The organism is Pseudomonas sp. MWU12-2319 (genome assembly GCF_023242525.1).
Classification (GTDB): domain Bacteria; phylum Pseudomonadota; class Gammaproteobacteria; order Pseudomonadales; family Pseudomonadaceae; genus Aquipseudomonas; species Aquipseudomonas gingeri_D.
Map to the genome: position 1 here is coordinate 341,746 of NZ_JALJES010000001.1, position 16,647 is coordinate 358,392.

Annotated in this window: 18 protein-coding genes; 11 read left to right on the top strand and 7 right to left on the bottom strand. The window is 62.7% G+C overall.

Translation table 11 applies throughout. From position 1 onward, the window contains the following. Nucleotides 1–64 precede the first annotated feature (64 nt). Both M5C01_RS01305 and M5C01_RS01310 read right to left on the bottom strand, forming a co-directional pair. Nucleotides 65–1,276, bottom strand: a complete 1,212-nt coding sequence (locus M5C01_RS01305; RefSeq protein WP_152737044.1) for a winged helix-turn-helix domain-containing protein — start codon at nt 1,274–1,276, stop codon at nt 65–67. A 58-nt stretch (nt 1,277–1,334) separates the two neighbouring features. After that, nucleotides 1,335–1,562, bottom strand: a complete 228-nt coding sequence (locus M5C01_RS01310; protein WP_152737045.1) for a DUF1127 domain-containing protein — start codon at nt 1,560–1,562, stop codon at nt 1,335–1,337. A gap of 98 nt (nt 1,563–1,660) precedes the next feature. On the opposite strand from M5C01_RS01310, the gene M5C01_RS01315 reads away from it, so the two are divergent. Continuing rightward, nucleotides 1,661–2,515, top strand: coding sequence for a LysR family transcriptional regulator (locus tag M5C01_RS01315; protein WP_177101648.1), 855 nt, complete (start codon nt 1,661–1,663; stop codon nt 2,513–2,515). Here M5C01_RS01315 and M5C01_RS01320 read toward each other — a convergent pair. Next, a complete protein-coding gene (locus tag M5C01_RS01320; protein WP_177101577.1) occupies nt 2,505–3,254 on the bottom strand; it encodes a sulfite exporter TauE/SafE family protein in 750 nt (249 codons plus the stop codon). The two genes, M5C01_RS01315 and M5C01_RS01320, sit on opposite strands and share 11 nt — an antisense overlap. Before the next feature lie 104 nt (nt 3,255–3,358). On the opposite strand from M5C01_RS01320, the gene M5C01_RS01325 reads away from it, so the two are divergent. The 4 genes from M5C01_RS01325 (at nt 3,359) to M5C01_RS01340 (ending at nt 6,574) form a co-directional block, all read left to right on the top strand. Next, complete coding sequence (locus M5C01_RS01325; protein ID WP_103499665.1) at nt 3,359–4,315, top strand: LysR family transcriptional regulator; 957 nt, start codon at nt 3,359–3,361, stop codon at nt 4,313–4,315. Between the two features lie 73 nt (nt 4,316–4,388). Next, the gene (locus M5C01_RS01330; RefSeq protein WP_152737047.1) at nt 4,389–4,841 is read left to right on the top strand and encodes a MarR family transcriptional regulator; all 453 of its coding nucleotides are present in this window, start codon (nt 4,389–4,391) and stop codon (nt 4,839–4,841) included. Nucleotides 4,842–5,117: 276 nt separating this feature from the next. Next, entirely contained in the window at nt 5,118–5,537 is a 420-nt protein-coding gene (locus tag M5C01_RS01335; protein WP_103499663.1) for an organic hydroperoxide resistance protein, read from the top strand. A 26-nt stretch (nt 5,538–5,563) separates the two neighbouring features. Next, nucleotides 5,564–6,574 carry an alpha/beta hydrolase gene (locus tag M5C01_RS01340; protein WP_103499662.1) on the top strand — a complete coding sequence of 337 codons (1,011 nt, stop codon included), beginning with the start codon at nt 5,564–5,566 and terminating at the stop codon, nt 6,572–6,574. Between the two features lie 80 nt (nt 6,575–6,654). Here the strand turns inward: M5C01_RS01340 and M5C01_RS01345 are convergent, their stop codons facing one another. Both M5C01_RS01345 and earP read right to left on the bottom strand, forming a co-directional pair. Further along, nucleotides 6,655–7,224 (bottom strand): elongation factor P, encoded by a 570-nt coding sequence (locus M5C01_RS01345; protein ID WP_100940667.1) that lies wholly within the window; start codon nt 7,222–7,224, stop codon nt 6,655–6,657. Between the two features lie 48 nt (nt 7,225–7,272). Next, complete coding sequence (gene earP, locus M5C01_RS01350) at nt 7,273–8,406, bottom strand: elongation factor P maturation arginine rhamnosyltransferase EarP (protein ID WP_152737048.1); 1,134 nt, start codon at nt 8,404–8,406, stop codon at nt 7,273–7,275. Between the two features lie 127 nt (nt 8,407–8,533). On the opposite strand from earP, the gene M5C01_RS01355 reads away from it, so the two are divergent. After that, the gene (locus tag M5C01_RS01355) at nt 8,534–8,953 is read left to right on the top strand and encodes a hypothetical protein (RefSeq protein ID WP_103497314.1); all 420 of its coding nucleotides are present in this window, start codon (nt 8,534–8,536) and stop codon (nt 8,951–8,953) included. Nucleotides 8,954–8,967: 14 nt separating this feature from the next. After that, the gene (locus tag M5C01_RS01360) at nt 8,968–9,450 is read left to right on the top strand and encodes a GreA/GreB family elongation factor (RefSeq protein WP_152737228.1); all 483 of its coding nucleotides are present in this window, start codon (nt 8,968–8,970) and stop codon (nt 9,448–9,450) included. 9 nt (nt 9,451–9,459) lie between these two features. Here M5C01_RS01360 and M5C01_RS01365 read toward each other — a convergent pair whose 3' ends face one another. Continuing rightward, nucleotides 9,460–9,714, bottom strand: coding sequence for a hypothetical protein (locus M5C01_RS01365; RefSeq protein WP_100940670.1), 255 nt, complete (start codon nt 9,712–9,714; stop codon nt 9,460–9,462). A 166-nt stretch (nt 9,715–9,880) separates the two neighbouring features. On the opposite strand from M5C01_RS01365, the gene M5C01_RS01370 reads away from it, so the two are divergent. From M5C01_RS01370 to M5C01_RS01385, 4 genes are all read left to right on the top strand, one after another. Beyond that, a complete protein-coding gene (locus M5C01_RS01370) occupies nt 9,881–10,201 on the top strand; it encodes a DUF883 family protein (RefSeq protein WP_103497316.1) in 321 nt (106 codons plus the stop codon). Between the two features lie 165 nt (nt 10,202–10,366). After that, nucleotides 10,367–11,332 (top strand): hypothetical protein, encoded by a 966-nt coding sequence (locus tag M5C01_RS01375; RefSeq protein WP_152737049.1) that lies wholly within the window; start codon nt 10,367–10,369, stop codon nt 11,330–11,332. 138 nt (nt 11,333–11,470) lie between these two features. After that, entirely contained in the window at nt 11,471–14,623 is a 3,153-nt protein-coding gene (locus tag M5C01_RS01380; protein ID WP_248764274.1) for a DUF6543 domain-containing protein, read from the top strand. Further along, a complete protein-coding gene (locus M5C01_RS01385) occupies nt 14,548–15,588 on the top strand; it encodes a hypothetical protein (RefSeq protein ID WP_152737051.1) in 1,041 nt (346 codons plus the stop codon). Before M5C01_RS01380 ends, M5C01_RS01385 begins: the two co-directional genes overlap by 76 nt. On the opposite strand, the gene M5C01_RS01390 is transcribed toward M5C01_RS01385, so the two are convergent. Further along, nucleotides 15,582–16,610, bottom strand: a complete 1,029-nt coding sequence (locus tag M5C01_RS01390; protein WP_152737052.1) for an Ldh family oxidoreductase — start codon at nt 16,608–16,610, stop codon at nt 15,582–15,584. The two genes, M5C01_RS01385 and M5C01_RS01390, sit on opposite strands and share 7 nt — an antisense overlap. Nucleotides 16,611–16,647: the final 37 nt, after the last annotated feature.

The window sequence follows — 16,647 nt, forward strand, 5'->3', positions numbered from 1 at the left end:
ACCGGACTGTAGGAGCTGGGCTTGCCCGCGAAGAGGCCCTCACAGGCACCACCATATCCAGCGCTTACAGCAACCCACGCAACCGCTGCGCACTGACCCGCTGGCAATTGAGCTGAATATCCGCCAACCCTAGCCAATCGGCCAACCGCCGCAAATTGACGGCCAGCGCCGCCATCCCCGCCTCATCCAGCCCCTGCTCTTCCTCATGCACCGCATGCACGGCCAACCGCCCGAGCGCCCGTTCCGCACGCAGGTCGACCCGCGCGGCAATCCGTTCGTTGTGCAAAAACGGCAACACGTAATAGCCATACACCCGCTTGTGCTGCGGCGTATAGATCTCCAATCGATAACGGAAATCAAACAACCGCTCGGTGCGGCTGCGCTCCCAGATCAGCGAATCGAATGGCGACAACAACGCACTGGCCTCGACCCGGCGCGGCACCTTGATGTCCGGCAGGCAGTACACCGGCTGGCGCCAGCCCTGCACCTCGCCCACCTGCAACTCACCCGCCTCGACCAGTTCCGCCAGGCGTGCACGGCTATCGCCCGGGTCCAGGCGAAAGTAGTCACGCAGATCCTTTTCCGTCGCCACCCCAAGAGCCGCCGCGGCCTGGCGTAACAAGCCGCGCTGGGCCTCGGCTTCGTCGATCAGCGGTTGCCCGAGCACCGCCGAGGGAATCACCCGCTCCGGCAGATCGTAGAGCCGTTCAAAGCCCCGGCGCCCGGCCACCGTCACTTCACCGGCGGCGAACAACCATTCCAGCGCATGCTTCTCGGCACTCCAATCCCACCAGGGTCCGGCTTTTTCCTCACGACTCGACAGGCTGCCCGCGCCCAACGCGCCGCGCTCCTCGACCAAAGCCAGTACCCGGCGAATGGTCGCCTGCTCATCGCGGCCGAAACGCGCCATCTGCTGGTAGATCCCCTCGCCACGGGACGCCCGCTGCATGCGCCAGCGCATCAGCGGATACAGCGACATCGGCAGCAACGACGCTTCGTGCCCCCAGTATTCGAACAAGGTGCGCCGTCGCCCCTGGCTCCAGGCGGCCTGGTCGAGCAAGTCGGAGGAGTAGTTGCCCAATCGCGAGAACAACGGCAGATAGTGCGAACGCACCAAGGCGTTGACCGAATCGATCTGCACAACCCCCAGGCGCTCGATCAGCCGATTGACCTGCATCGGCTTGATCGATGCCGAGGCTCTACGCCCCTGGAAACCCTGGGCCGCGAGCGCCAGGCGGCGGGCTTGTTTCAATGAAAACGACAGGTCTGCGGGCATGCACGCCTCCTTGTGAACCCGCAAACTACCGCAGTCGCCCCCTGCTTGTGTAGCGCTATCAACGGCCCTTGCCCAGCGGATCATTCCAGAAATGCCGATGGGTTTCCTGCTCGACATCGGCGCGACTGAGGCCCATGTCCTTGAGCGCGTCGTCATTCAATGCCGCCAGTACCTGACGCTCGCGCGACACCTCATGCCAACGGACAACCCGCCGCCACAAGGCCCGCAGCGACAGCACCGAATGCGCGCCACCATCGATCAACAGATAACCTTTTTGACCTTTCATCATCCTACCCTCCAGTTGGGGATGACTAAAGTCTGTACCTGGCGCTAAGATCAATCCAACGAATGTTTCTTATGCAATACATCTCGGAGATTGATGAATTGTCCAGCTACCCGAGCATCGACACCGACGTTCTGCGCACCTTTGTCGCGATTGCCGATCAAGGCGGCTTTACCAAGGCCGGCGAGTTGGTCAACCGCACGCAATCAGCCGTCAGCATGCAGATGAAACGCCTGGAAGAGGATGTGCTCAAGCGCCAGTTGTTCGAGCGCGACGGACGCCAGGTGAGACTGACCGCCGAAGGCCAGGTGCTGCTCGGGTATGCCCGGCGCATCCTGAAACTGCACAGCGAAGTGTTCAACACCCTGCGCGAGCCGCATATGGTCGGCATGGTGCGGATCGGCGTACCGGATGACTACGTGATGCGTTTCCTGCCGGGCATCCTCTCGCACTTCGCGCAGTTCTATCCGCTGGTCAAGATCGAAGTGAACTGCGAATCCTCCACGCAGTTGCTGCAACGCCACGACCTGGACCTGACCATCGTCACCCGCAAACCGGGCAATGAACTCGGCCAGTTGCTGCGCCAGGAACGACTGGTCTGGGCCGAAGCCCAATGTTCCGCCAATCACGAACAAACGCCCTTGCCACTGGCCATGGACGGTATCGATTGCTTCTGCACCCAATGGGCCTGCAATGCACTGGACGCCCGTGGCCGCGACTATCGCCTGGCCTACAACTGCCCGAGCCTGTCGACGATCATGGCGGTGGTCAACGCCGGCCTGGCCATGACCGCCCAGTTGGAAAGCCTGATTCCCCAGGACTGGCGGATTCTGGGCGAAGCCGAAGACTTGCCCCAGTTGCCCCTGCTCAACATCATGCTGGTGCGCAACCTGAACAAGCCGTCGCCGATCACCGAATGCCTCGCCGAGCACATCGTCGAAGGTTTCAAACTTTGAAGCTGAGCAGCAGCGCGCCGAGCACCAGGTAAGCGCAAAACAGGCCGCGTAAGACTTTCTCGGGCAAGGCGTAGGCCACTTTCACGCCCCAACTGATGCTCATCAGGCCGCCGATGGCCATGGGGATGCCCATGCGCCAGTCCACCTCGTTATGCACCGCGTAAGTCACCAGGGTGACGCTGGTGCTCGGCAATGCCAAGGCCAACGACAGGCCCTGGGCCACCACCTGCGAAGTACCAAAGACGCTGGTCAGAACCGGCGTCGCCACCACCGCCCCGCCGACCCCGAACAACCCGCCCATGGTGCCGGATGCCGCGCCCAAGACACCGAGCCAGGGCCAAGGGTGACGCATCTGCGCCGACACCGGGGACTGCGCCATGAACAGGCGCACCAGGTAGAACAGCGCCAGTGCCAGCAGAAAGCCGACAAAACCCAGGCGCATACTGCGCGGATCCAGGCCCACCGCCCACAGGGCGCCGAACCAGGCAAAACAGAAACTCATCAGTACCAGCGGCAGCGCGTGGCGCAGTTGGATGCGATTGCGCTGGTTATAACGATGCAAGGCCAGCACCACGTTGGGTACCACCATCACCAGTGCCGTGCCCTGGGCCAACTGCTGGTCGAGGCCGAACAGGATACCCAGCACTGGAATCGCGATCATCCCGCCGCCAATGCCGAACACCCCACCCACTCCGCCCATCACGACGCCCAGCAGCAAGTACTCAATCAATTCGATCACAGCCGTCTCCCCACTCAATGGCCTTCATGCTACGCAGTCCGCTCTAGCACGGAAACGCACAGCAACGCACAATGGCTATGCCAACTTCGCACAAGCAACCATTTATGAATCCCACGGCACTGACCGATCAGCTCGGCCTGTTTCTTGATGTCCTGGAAACCGGCAGTTTTTCCGCCGCCTCCCGCCTCCATCCGCTGACCCCATCCGCCGTGGCGCGACGGATCGACAGCCTGGAAAACTCGGTCGGCAGCCGCCTGTTTATCCGCAGCACCCATGCGGTCCGGGCCACGCCCGCCGGCCTGGCGTTCGCCGAACGGGCCCGGCGGATCGTTGCCGAACTGCGCCTGGCCCGGGCCGAGGCCGTGTCCCTGAGCAACGCCCCCGAGGGGCTGATCCGGGTCGATGCGCCCGCGGCTTTCGGTCGCCGCCACCTGGCACCGGCCATCGCCGACTTCCTTACCGGTTACCCGGGCCTGGATGTGCAGTTGCACCTGATCGATAGTTTCGTCGATATGCAGGGCTCCAACCTGGGCAAGGTCGATCTGGTGCTGCGCGCCGGGCAAATGGTCGATACCCGGCTGGTGGCGACGCCCTTGGCGAGCATCGTGCGGATCGCCTGTGCCAGCCCCGCCTACCTGAAAAATCGCGGCACGCCGACTCATCCGGGCGCGTTGAGCGAACATGACGGCCTGGACTGGGATGCCCTGGCCCCGTTCATGGCCTGGCGCTTTGTGCAGGACGGACAGATGCAACTGCACCGCCCGGCGCGTGTGCGCATGACCTCGAACAACGCCGAGGCGCTGCTGTCCGGAGCCCTGGCCGGCCTGGGCATCGCCCATTTGCCGACCTGGCTGGTCAGCGAATACCTGCTGCGCGGAGAACTGCTGCCGCTGTTCTGCGAAAACGGCCTGCCGGCGCCAGAGAGCTCCGGGGTCTATGCCCTGCGCCTGGAACAACCGGCCAACTCCCGCAGCCGCTTGCTGCTGGAGTTCCTCAAGGGTCGCTTCAGCCCCGTACCGCCTTGGGACCTGGCCCTGCAAAGCGGCCTGGGACGACACTAGGCTGGGAAAATTCTCTGGCGCATTAAAGATTCGACCGCTAGATTCATCGAACGTAACGCACAAGGCTTTAGTGATGACCAGCAACCGCGACAACTGTGACGACCTGCTCCTCGACAACCAGGTGTGCTTTGCCCTGCACTCCACCTCGTTGTTGATGACCAAGGTCTACAAACCCCTGCTCCAGGCCCTCAACCTGACCTACCCGCAATACCTGGCAATGATGGTGCTCTGGGAAAAGGACGGCCTGACCGTGGGCGAGATCAGCACGCGCCTGCTGACCGATCCGGGTTCCCTGACCCCCCTGCTCAAGCGCCTCGAAAGCGAGGGGCTGTTGAGCCGGACCCGGAGCAAGGAGGACGAGCGCGTGGTGATCGTCGAGTTGACCGAACAGGGCCGGGCCTTGCGCGAGCAGGCCCGGGGTATCCCGCAGTGCATTCTCGCCGCCAGCGGCGATTCCCTGGAACGCCTGCGCGCCCTTCAGGCCGAGTTGGTGGCCCTGCGTGGGCATCTGCAAGACAACCTCTGACCCCCGCCTCTTTTCAGCGCTTCGCGCTGATCGCCGGCAAGCCGACTCCTACAAAAAAGCCGGATCGCTCCTAGCCACAGGAGCGATCCGGCTCGCCGAACCCCCTCGCGGTTACCGTTAGTCTCCCTCCCTGATCCAGCCCCAAAAATTCGAACCCTGTCTTTTTTGAAAATTTATCTTGCGCGCAATATATTTGCGATATACATTTACCTCGCACTTAGTTAACGCGCAAACAATTAGCGCACAACACACAACCCTGAAACGACGAGGCTCATCATGCAAACGCTCTATACCGCAATCGCAACCTCCACCGGTGGCCGTGACGGCCGTGCTGTTTCCAGCGACCAGATCCTCGACGTCAAGCTCGCCACCCCGAAAGAACTCGGCGGTGCCGGCGGCGCGGCGACCAACCCGGAACAACTGTTCGCCGCCGGTTACTCGGCCTGCTTCATCGGCGCCCTGAAATTCGTCGCCAGCCAGAGCAAGCGCCAGATCCCGGCCGATGCCGCGATCACCGCCCATGTCGGCATCGGCCAGATCCCCGGTGGTTTCGGCCTGGACATCGACCTGCACATCAGCCTGCCCGGCCTGGAACAAGCCGAAGCCCAGAGCCTGGTCGATGCCGCCCACCAGGTCTGCCCGTACTCCAACGCCACCCGTGGCAACGTCGACGTCCGCCTGCACGTCACCGTCTAACCACTTCGCCACTCAAGGATCCGAACATGAACACTTTCAGCAAAGTCCTGACCGGTACCCTGCTCGCGCTGTCCGTCCAGGGCGCCTTCGCCGGTGATGTCGAGCACAACACCCAGGCGTTTCTCAATGCCTTGAACAGCGGCGGTGGCAAGCCGATGGAACAGATGACGCCGACGGAAGCACGGGCCGTGCTGTCCGGGGCACAGTCGGGGGTCAAGCTGAACCTGCCCCGCGCCGATGTCAGCCAGAAGACCATCCAGGTCGACGGCAAGCCGCTGGAGCTGACCATCGTCCGCCCGGCCGGGGTCAAGGGCACACTGCCGGTGTTCATGTTCTTCCACGGTGGCGGCTGGGTCCTGGGGGATTTCCCGACCCACGAGCGGCTGGTCCGTGACCTGGTGGTCGGCTCGGGTGCGGCGGCGGTGTTCGTCAACTACACGCCGTCCCCGGAAGCCCACTACCCGGTGGCGATCAACCAGGCCTACGCCGCGACGAAATGGGTGGCGGAACACGGCAAGGAGATCAATGTCGACGGCAAGCGCCTGGCCGTGGCCGGCAACAGCGTCGGCGGCAATATGGCGGCGGTGGTCAGCCTGATGGCCAAGGACAAGGGCACCCCGGCGATCAAGTTCCAGCTGCTGCTGTGGCCGGTGACCGATGCCAATTTCGAGACCGCGTCCTACAACCAGTACGCCGAGGGGCACTTCCTCAGCAAGAACATGATGAAATGGTTCTGGGACAACTACACCACCGATGCCAAGCAACGCGGCGAGATCTATGCCTCACCGCTGCGCGCGACCACGGACCAGCTCAAGGGCCTGCCGCCCGCGCTGATCCAGACCGCCGGCGCCGATGTGCTGCGGGACGAGGGCGAAGCCTACGGGCGCAAGCTGGATGAAGCCGGCGTAGCGGTGACCAGCGTGCGTTACAACGGCATGATCCACGACTTCGGCTTGCTCAATGTGGTCAGCCAGGTGCCGGAGGTGCGTTCGGCCATGCTGCAGGCTTCGCAAGAGCTGAAGGAACACCTGAAATAAGCCCCACCCTAGAAACAAGCAGACACAAAAAAGCCCGGCGCATGTCCGGGCTTTTTTGTTCGTGCGGCGAAAAGCAGTGCTTATTTAGCACGGCCTTTGTAGGAACCGCCTTCACGGGTATCGATCTCGATCATGTCGCCGATTTCGATGAAGTCAGCTACCGACAGTTCGGTACCGTTCTTCAGTTTGGCAGGCTTCATCACCTTGCCGGAAGTGTCACCGCGAGCGGAACCTTCGGTGTAGTCGACCTGACGCACGATGGTGGTCGGCAGTTCTACGGAAACCAGGCGGTCTTCGAAGAACACGGCTTCGCAGACGTCGGTCATGCCTTCTTCCACGAATGGCAGAACAGCCTCGATGTCTTCGGCGTTCAGCTCGTACATGGTGTAGTCGGAGGTGTCCATGAACGTGTAGGAGTCGCCGCTGATGAAGGACAGGGTCGCTTCTTTGCGGTCGAGGATCACGTCGTCCAGTTTGTCATCGGCGCTGTAGACGATCTCGGTCTTGTAACCGGTCAGCAGGTTCTTCAGCTTGGTCTTCATGATTGCGCTGTTACGACCGGATTTGGTGAATTCAGCTTTCTGAACCAGCCAAGGATCGTTTTCGAGACGGATCACGGTCCCGGGTTTCAGTTCTTTACCAGTTTTCATTGCGAATATCCGAATTTGGATGGGATGTACATAAATCTAGGCCGCGTATCATATCCAATTTAGGTAAAGCTTCACCAGCGCCGTGGCAAGATCGGGCCGCGAAGCCTGTTCCAGACACCAGCGCTCGGCGTGTTCGGCCAACTCCCGCTCGTGTTCCAGCAGCGTTTTCCAGGCCGATGCCATGTCGCCCGGTGTATTCCAGGCCCGCCACCAGCCCTCGAACGCCGCTTTGGCCGGTGCTGACAAGCCCTGGGTGTACAACCCGAGAAAGGCCTCCAGCTTGTCCAGGTGAACGTCATCCTCCTGGCGATAGATGTGCCAGAGCAACGGCCTGCCCGCCCATTGCGCCCGCACGAACGAGTCTTCGCCGCGCACCGCGTTGAAATCGCAACTCCACAGCAGGCGGTCGTAATCCTCCTGGGGGACGAACGGCAACACCTGCACCGTCAGTTGGCCACGGACTTCCCGGGCCCCCACCGCCAGGCCCTCGGTCCCCAGCCAACGCTGGACATCGGCCAGGATACGTCCCACCGGCACCAGCAACTGCGTCGGCCGGGTATCCGCCGCCAGGGCATCGAGCCAACTGGCCAGGCTCGCGTTTTCATAGGCGAACAGCGAGATAAGCCGTGCACCGTCTGTCGGTTCAACGCCGAGTCCATGGAGGAAATCGCCACGCGCCCGCGGATCCTGGACAAAAGCCCGACGCTGCTCCAGCAAACCGGCTTCGCGCAGCAGGCCACCCGTTCCGGCCTGGAAGCCCGGGAAGAAGAAGAATTTCTGCACCTGCTTGAACTTGACCGACGGCAGTCCGTGGCAGCCGACGATCCAGTCCTCGGCGCTCAGGTAGTCGAGATTGAGCCATAACGGCACCTTGTCCCGGGCCGCCATGGCTTCCATGTACTCATGGGGCAATCCACAGGCAAAGGCGCCGATCACCACATCGGCCGCCGGCACGGGCAACCAGGGCGCCGACCAACGGCAGACCTCGACCCCACGCTGCGACTGCCGCTCGAGCCCGACATCAATCGCCGGGCACAGATGCTCGAAGGCTCGCAGATCATCGACCCACAGCCGCACGGCACAGTCGTGTTCGGCAGCCAGCTGCCGGGCCAGGCGCCAGGTCACCCCGATATCGCCGAAGTTATCCACAACCGTGCAGAAAATATCCCAGGTGGCCTTCATTCCGGGCTCCATTTGGCAAAAGCGCCGATTGTCCGCATAAATCCGTGCGCGCAGAAGAGCCGATGTCGATTAATCTTCATATGCGACAATGATCCTTTGCTCCGAATCGCCCTGCCAGGAGGTCACCATGCCTTACCGCCGACAAGCGCGCCGCCCCCTTTATGTCACCCTCAACCCACTGCAATTGACCGCCAGTATCGCCCTGGGCATCTGGCTGGGCGTCATGGCCCTAGCCCTGACGGCCTGGGTGGTGGCACGGATCTTTGTCCCGCAGCCCCTGGCACCGCTGGCCGAGGCCGCCCGCCAACTGAGCAACCCGGCTCCCGCCGTCAGCAGCACCCCGGCGCCACAAAGCGGCGGCGATTCGACGCAGATGTTCGAGCAGTACAAGCAGAACCTCTCCAAGAATGAAGAACAGCAGCGCCTGGAACAGGCCCGCAGCAGCTACCGCAACCTGTCCAACCCCAAGTGCCAGTTCTGGCTGCAACAGGACCAGACCGCGCCCACTGACAAGAGCCGCGCCAACGTGCTGCAGTTCTGCAATTGAGTGACGTCACCGTGATGGACAAGCACGCCGTGCATCAACGGCTCCTGGATCTGCTGGACATCGACCTCGACGTCTTGCAGCGCGCGGCACAAACCGCCTACGAAACCGCGACCCACGAAGAAAACGTCGCCGAGAACAAGTATGACACCCTGGGCCTGGAAGCCTCATACCTGGCCACCGGACAAGCCCGGCGCATGGAGGAAATCCGCCAGGCCCTCAAGCGCTGCCGGGAATTGATCCTGCGCCCGCATGACCCGCAGACCGGTATCCAGCTCGGCGCCCTGCTGGCACTCGAGGCCGAGAATGGCAGCGAACAATGGCTGTTCCTGGCACCCGATGCCGCCGGTCTCAAGGTCGAGGAAGCCGGCCAGTTGATCACCGTGATCAGCCCGCGCTCGCCCTTGGGCGGCGCTCTGCTGGGCAAGCAGGACGGCGACGAGGTGACGATCAAGGTCGGCGGTGTGACCCAGCGCTACAGCATCATCCGAGTGGAGTGAGGCCTGCGTTTACTTGGCCGCCGCCATCAGGCGATTGACCTCACTGCGGACCATGCTGGTGTATTCCGGCGGCGACAGGGTGTCGAGTTCCGAACGCACCCACTCCGCCCACTTGCCCTTGCGCTTGGCGCGCTCGCCGAACAGGCGCGCGGCCTCGCCCTTGGCCTTGCCCAGGTTGCTCTGCCAGAGATCGAACAGCCGGGACTTTTCGTCCTCGAGGGCGGCACGCTCAGCCAGGGACTTGTTAGCCAGATTGAAGCTCATTGGAAAATCCTGCGGTGTAAATAGAGGCATATCTTACACCGTCGATGGAAATATCCTGCCGTGGATTTTGTTTCGCCCCAGGGCCACGGCTGAAAAATTTGCAACTTTCACCGGCACAATCGACTCACAGGGTGAGTCCCATCATTCTCTTGAAAGGAAGATCATCATGGCCCGCAAATCCGCCGTACAAGCCGCCGAAGACCAGATCAAGGACCAGGCCTTCAGCGAGCTGCAAGCGCTGATCCAGGACTCGGAAAAACTGCTGAAGGAAAGCGCCTCGCTGGTGGGCGAGGAAGGCGAGAACCTGCGTACCCAGATCAGCCACAAGCTCAAGCAGGCGCTGGACTCCGTGAGCCATGTGCGTGACAGCACCAAGCCGGTGGTCGAGGCGACCGAAACCTACATCGGCGGGCACCCATGGCAGACCGTGGCGATTTCCGCCGGCTTCGGCCTGGTGGTCGGCCTGCTGCTGGGCCGTCGTCACTGATCGGTCGCTGTTTGAACGCGCCCTTGCCGCCCGGCAAGGGACGCGGCCCCCGAAGCACTATCTACCACCCCAGCCTCCCGCCACCCGATAGCGTTTTTGCCATTCTCCGCGAAGCCTGGCCTGCCAGCGCCCCGCGGTTCGTCAGTACGTACGAAGGCAAACGCCATGACCCTCGATTCATATCCCTACGGGTTCTCCGAAGCCCTGGAAGCACGCGACGCCCCCAATCAGCGGGAAATCGCGCGCAACATCACCCAGGCTGACCGAACCTGGTTAAGGAACATCCTGCTTCCCAACCAGGACGCCCGCCAGGCACTCGATACCCCGATGTCCGTCGATAAACTCTTCATCGTCGCCCAAGGCTCTCCCGCGACCGAGCTGGCCGGCACTTTCCTGGTCAGCGGCCCGCCGGGGCAGCGGGTGTTCCTCTGTACCCCGGGGTTCGGCCTGGAGCCTTTCGACCATCGCGAGCTGGCGCTGAAAAAACTGCTCGAACGCCTGAGCCTGGCCCCGCAACGCGACGAACTGCTGCGTTTCGTCGCACTCAGGATCAAGACCGCCATTCGCTTTGACCCGCCGCCCACCCTGGTCTCGGAGCCGATCCGGGGAGGCGTGCTGATCGATCGACGGCAGTCGATAGAAACCTACCTCGACTACAGCCTGAAGAACCTGCATGACGAATTGCTCAGGTTGCCGACACTGAAGTCCCTGCTTAGCCGACTGTTCGAGAACCATCTGGGCCAGCACTTCCCCCACGTCAACCTGACGGCCCTGAGGGTGATCAGCTACGCCACCCCCCTCTCCGGCGACGGCACGGCGACGCTCCCACTCACGCAACTCTCAACCCGGCTGCTCAGCGAGACCTTGCTGGAACACTACAACCGGGGCGCCTGGCCCGCAGGGCAGAGCCGCGAATTCATCGCCCCCGGCTATTCCTCCTCGGCGACGGATACCGTCGTTTGGGAAGCAGCACTGGCGAGTCTCTCCGGCCAGTTGTACAGCCACCTGGAAAGCACCTTGCGAGACTTCTGGAAAGAGCCCCTCGACAACGGACAACCCCGCCAGGATCTGTTTATCGATGCCATGGGCACGCGCTTTCGGGCCGAGCTGCTCCAGCAGGAACAGGACTAGAATACCCTCAGTCCCGAGGACTACTACCCCCTGTGCGGACTCTACCCGGCGGACACCTCAAGACTGCACGAACTGACGCTCTACACCCTGCGTGTGAAAACCAGCGGGTTCAGTGGCGCACTATCCAATGCCTTTGTCGTGCGCAGCGACCGTCAGCCACGCCCGGTTTTCTTCTTCTATGCCGCCGGTCAACTGCTGGCCTTCGAAAGCGAGAATTCACTGCTGGCCTCGGTCAAGACCCGGCTTCAAGACCCGGACCATAACAATGACTTGCGCCACGGCCTGTCACTGCGCGAACGAGCCGAGCTGAAGGACTCGCAGACCCTCGACCTCGGGCTGACAGCGGGCAACCCGGGGATCTTCAAGGCGCTGTTCAATAGCGTCGTCGCCAAACCGCTGGATAACGTGGAGTACGTGTTCACACGCTATCGCCGCAGCAACGGCATGCTGGCCCTCGCCGCGGCGTTCGAGCAAGCACTGGATGTCCGCGCCTTGATCGAGCCGCGATTGGTTGCACTCGCCCCCCTGGGTCGATGGAGCCATCACCTGGATCTCTCTCCCAGCGAGAGGTTCGTCACACCGGGCTTGCGGCGGACACTGGCGCCCACGCTGGACACCGTCAGGTACCAGTTGAAAACACTGAGCGAGCTCAAGGAAAGCATCGCCGAGGGCCTGAACAAGCGCCCGTCCCTCAGGGACTTCATCCAGAGCGAGCTGTCCAGGGAACTGAGCCTCATCCATCGAGGCAACTTGTCACCCAGCAACCTCTACATCAATCAGTATGCGTCCGCCCTTCCGCCCCTCGGCGATACGACACTGCTGCCGAGCCATTCACAAAGCCTGGAGGAACACTTTCTCGAGCGCCTGACCCAGCACACCGGCGCGCTGGTAAAGGCCCCCCATCGCGGCCTGTTCGGCAAGGATAGCGAAGATCACTGGACACGCGTTTCCGACCTGGACATCACGCAGCTCAACACCATCGTCGAGCAGGCCCTGCCGGATTTTCTCGGGCACTACCTGCGCCAGCAGCGCTCGGTGTATGGCGAACTGTCCGAGCGTTTGAGCGACGCCGTGACCAGCGGGTTGCGCCGCGAAGCACAGTTCAAGGTGCTGCAAAACACCTTGAGCGAAACCGACCTGGAGCTGCTCGACAACCTGCTCGACAGCCAGCGCCGGGACCAACGCCCGGGTTTGCGCGGCTTCATCCCGGATGCCTTCGCACTGACGCTCAGGATCGACGCGGCGGAGCCGCCGATCAAACTGCGCAATTGCTACCTGCTGACCGAACGGGGCGGCCTGGACAGCGAGCACTCCGGCACCGTGCAGCTATGGACCCCGGTCCAGGGAGCGGAAACCTTCCACTCGTTTCACGCCGCCGAAGTCGAGCTGCAACGACGCCTGCACGACCCCGTGGAGCGCCTGTCCCTGCTGGAGAATATCGCCAGAAGCGAACGACCGGCGAATCTGCCCATCCCGCAGCCCCCCACCCACTACCGGGCTTATCCGGCCCTGGGCTTTGAACTGATTCAAAACAGTTTGCGCAGCCATCAACAACACTCGCTGGTCGACAAAGCGATGGGCGACCTGGCCCAGGCCACGGCCAGCGCCTACTCGGGCGAGCACCTGCGTCGGCACCTGCAGTCCTGTCTTGACACCCACTCGACGCTGCCCACCCTTGAGAAAGCCATCCAGGCCGCGGAGAACGCCGCCCTGCACCTGGCGCTGCCAACCTGGCTGGCGAACACCAGCGACAGCCGGCAGTTCGCCCTGGCGAGCCTGCTTGACCACTATCGCCAGGATGCCGCGACGACCGGGGACTATCACCAGGACATTCCCGATATCCGCGACAACGCCAGGACCAAGGTCAGGAGCCTGCTGTCACGGGACTTTCCGGCTGCCGGCCTTGACCCCGACCAGATCAGCGTCTCGCTGACGCTGCGCAACGCCGCCGAGATCATCCGTGAATCGCTGACCGACTTCGCCTTGCGGCACTTCGACGATATCGACCACAGCTCGATCATCGCGAGCACCCCGACGGGCTGGCTGCCCAGGGCGCTGACCAGTGATCGCCTGAAAAGCCTGGTGAAAGAGGCCGCGGTTGGCAGCCACTATGGGAACCTGCTCGACTCCTACCTGTCGTCCAGCGAGAGTGGCAATGCCCAACGCCAGCGCGCTTTTCGAAAACACGCTTTCTGGCAAAGCCTGCTGCACGCCTTCACCCAAGTGATCCGCAACACCCTGTCCAGCACCGCCCACGGCTATATCAAGCATCTGCTGGCGATGCCGGACGGTCTCGCCAGGAAACCCTTGAACGGACAGAGCATCGATGTTCGCCCGCTGGAATTGATCAGCGGCGCCCAGGGGAAAGCCGACCCCGTGGCCGGTTTTTATCTGATCGGTCCCAAATCCGGCGAACGCGGCCCGCGAGTTCTCCTCAGCCCCCAGGGTCCGCAGCCGATTTTCCAGGAATACATCGATGAAGCCGCCTTGCGGGCCGACCTCAGGAACTCGGGCAGCCTGCAACAGCGAGTCCTCGAAAGACTGGCCCATGGGCGGCGCGCTCATTACGCACAACAGCTGTTCGGCGCACAGCGGGCGCTCCTGGGAATCAGCGACAATCCGCTGCGCGGCAATTTCTTCCAGCAGCTCTACCGGGACACCACCGCGCTGCTCAAGGACATGCTCGGCCGGCAGAGCGTGCCAGGCCAGCACCCGGTCTGGAGCAATGCCCTGTCCTGGCTCAAGGCCGGGCTTGAGCAGGGCGCGACGTTCATGCTCGGGCGGCTGCGCTTGCCGCTTCTTATCTGGCAGACCCTCCCGCAGCTCAAGGATGCGACGCAAAAGGCCTGGCAGGGCCGCTGGGGCGAGGCGATCGAAGAGTTCGTCATCAGTCTGGCGCAACTGGCGGTGGCACGACGCGGCTGGAGCCCATCGAGCCTGACCGGCCCCGTGCAAACAGAAACCGAAGGCCTTATCGAGTCGCCCTTTGCCGACCCGGCCTGGGGCGCCAGTCACCTGACGCCCGGACAAAAGGCCGCGATCCTCGGCCATGAAGCCCATGACGTGGCCTTGGCGGACATGAGCCCGGATCTGGTCACCGGCCTGTACCAGGACACCATGACCGGCAAGACCTTCGCGGCGGTCAGCGGAAAAGTCTTCCAGGTACAGGAAGACGATCAGCGCTGGCACATCGTCAAGGACCATAAACGGGGCCCATGGCTGCAACAGAATCCCTACAAACAGTGGTCATTCAACCTGCAAGGACACTGCCTGGAGGAACTCTCGCAATGAAGCTGTTTGACTTTTGCCTGACCCGAAGAGCAATCCGCGAACAATTGCGCGTACAGGCGATCGGGATTAACAGCATCCGTCGACTCTACCCCGACCGGGCTCGCCTGATCCGCCGTGGCCACGAACAAGCCGCGGCCTATTTGACCGCGGCCATCGGGAACATGAACCGACTTTTTTCCGACACCCGCCTGGATAAAAAGCGTCGCCTTTTCGTGGAAAAGTTCTTCGATACCTCTGCGGTGAATGAAAGCATGATCAGGAAAATCAAGTTCCGTGCGCACCTGCTGCTCGGGGAACTGCTCAATCCATCGCTCAATCCCGAGACCTCGTTACGCTATGTCGTGGGCTCGGCCCTGCACCCGGAGTACAACATCCAGGCGTTCATCCTGTCCAACGAAACGGCCAGGAGAATCTATTTGACCGAGCGCTTTTTCGAGCCCGGCTTCCAGGTCTACCTGCCCCTGCGCCCGAGAACCTTCGACATGCAGGGACACAATATGGCGGCGGTCCTGCTGCATGAAGTCAGCCATCTGGTCCTCGACACGATCGACTTCAGTCCTCTGGATGCGAGCCGGCCCTTCCTCGATCTGCTGGATACCAGCACGCTGCTGGGAAGGCTGCACCACGATGCCCTGGAGCGGCTCCAACAGCACGCTTTCTCCAGCAGCACCCCCGACAACGAATTGTTCAAGGAGCCCGACGATGACGACCGGCACTGGCATGACGTGGTGGGAAAACCTCGCCAGCGGTTGTTGCAACTAACCGGTGCCCGGAGTCTGGATGAAGCCCGGCGGATTTTTTTCTCGGATGAGAACAAAAGAGTCGATGTCATGCTGGAGAACGCGGATTCCCTGACACTGTTGCTCACTCACCTGGGAAGACCACCCGAATACCATCCCCTGCTACAGGCGGGCGCCAACCGTACACCCGGGATCTTGTCCATCCCGGGCGGCAAGGCTCATTGACCGGCCAGTTCACGCAACTGTTGCAGATCGCCCTCGGCCAGGACGATCCCTTCGCGTAGCGACTCGGCCCGCTGCTGGTGCCGTCGGTCACCCGGCAGGCGTTGCAGGCCGACACCCTGCATCTGGCTGACCAGCGTCCGGGCGCGCTCGGCGAAGTCCTGCCCTGCCGATTTGGCCGGGTCGATGACAATGATCAACTGCCCGGTCCAGGGAGTCTTGGCGCCGGGATGTTTCGACCAGTCGAACTCGAAGGAAAAATTGCCGCCGGTCAGGGCCGCCGCCAGCAGTTCGACCATCATCGACAACGCCGACCCCTTGTGGCCACCGAACGGCAGCAGCGCGCCGCCGTCGAGGATCGCCTTGGGGTCGCAGGTCGGCTGACCGTCGCGGTCCACGCCCATGCCGGGCGGCAGGCTGCGGCCCTCGCGGGCGGCAATCTGCACATCGCCATGGGCCATGGCGCTGGTGGCGAGGTCAAAGACGATCGGATCGCCACCGGCCCGCGGCGCGGCGAAGGCAATCGGGTTGGTCCCGAACAGCGGGCGCTCGGCGCCATGGGGCACCACGCAGGTCATGCTGTTGACCACGCTCAGGGCCACCAGCCCCTCGTAGGCAAAGGGCTCGACATCCGGCCAGAGCGCGGCGAAGTGATGGGAATTGCGGATCGCCAGCACGGCGATCCCGGCACTGCGGGCCTTCTCCAGCAACAACCCGCGGGCGGCGGCCAGGGCCGGCTGGGCAAAACCGTTGGCGGCATCGACCCGGACAAAGCCGGAGGCGACATCTTCGACCCGGGGAATGGCCTTGCCATCCACCCAGCCGCTGGCGAGGGTGGAGACATACCCGGGAATCCGGAAGATACCGTGACTGTGGGCGCCATCGCGCTCGGCGCTGGCGCAGTTCTCGGCCAGGACCCGGGCGACTTCCGCCGAGGTGCCATGGCGCTGAAAGACCTGGGCAAGCAATGCCACCAGATCGCTGTAGGAAATCGTTTGAGTAGCCGTCTCGCTGGGTACAGACATCCGAAGCTCCGATTCCGATTTATTTATTATTGGATCG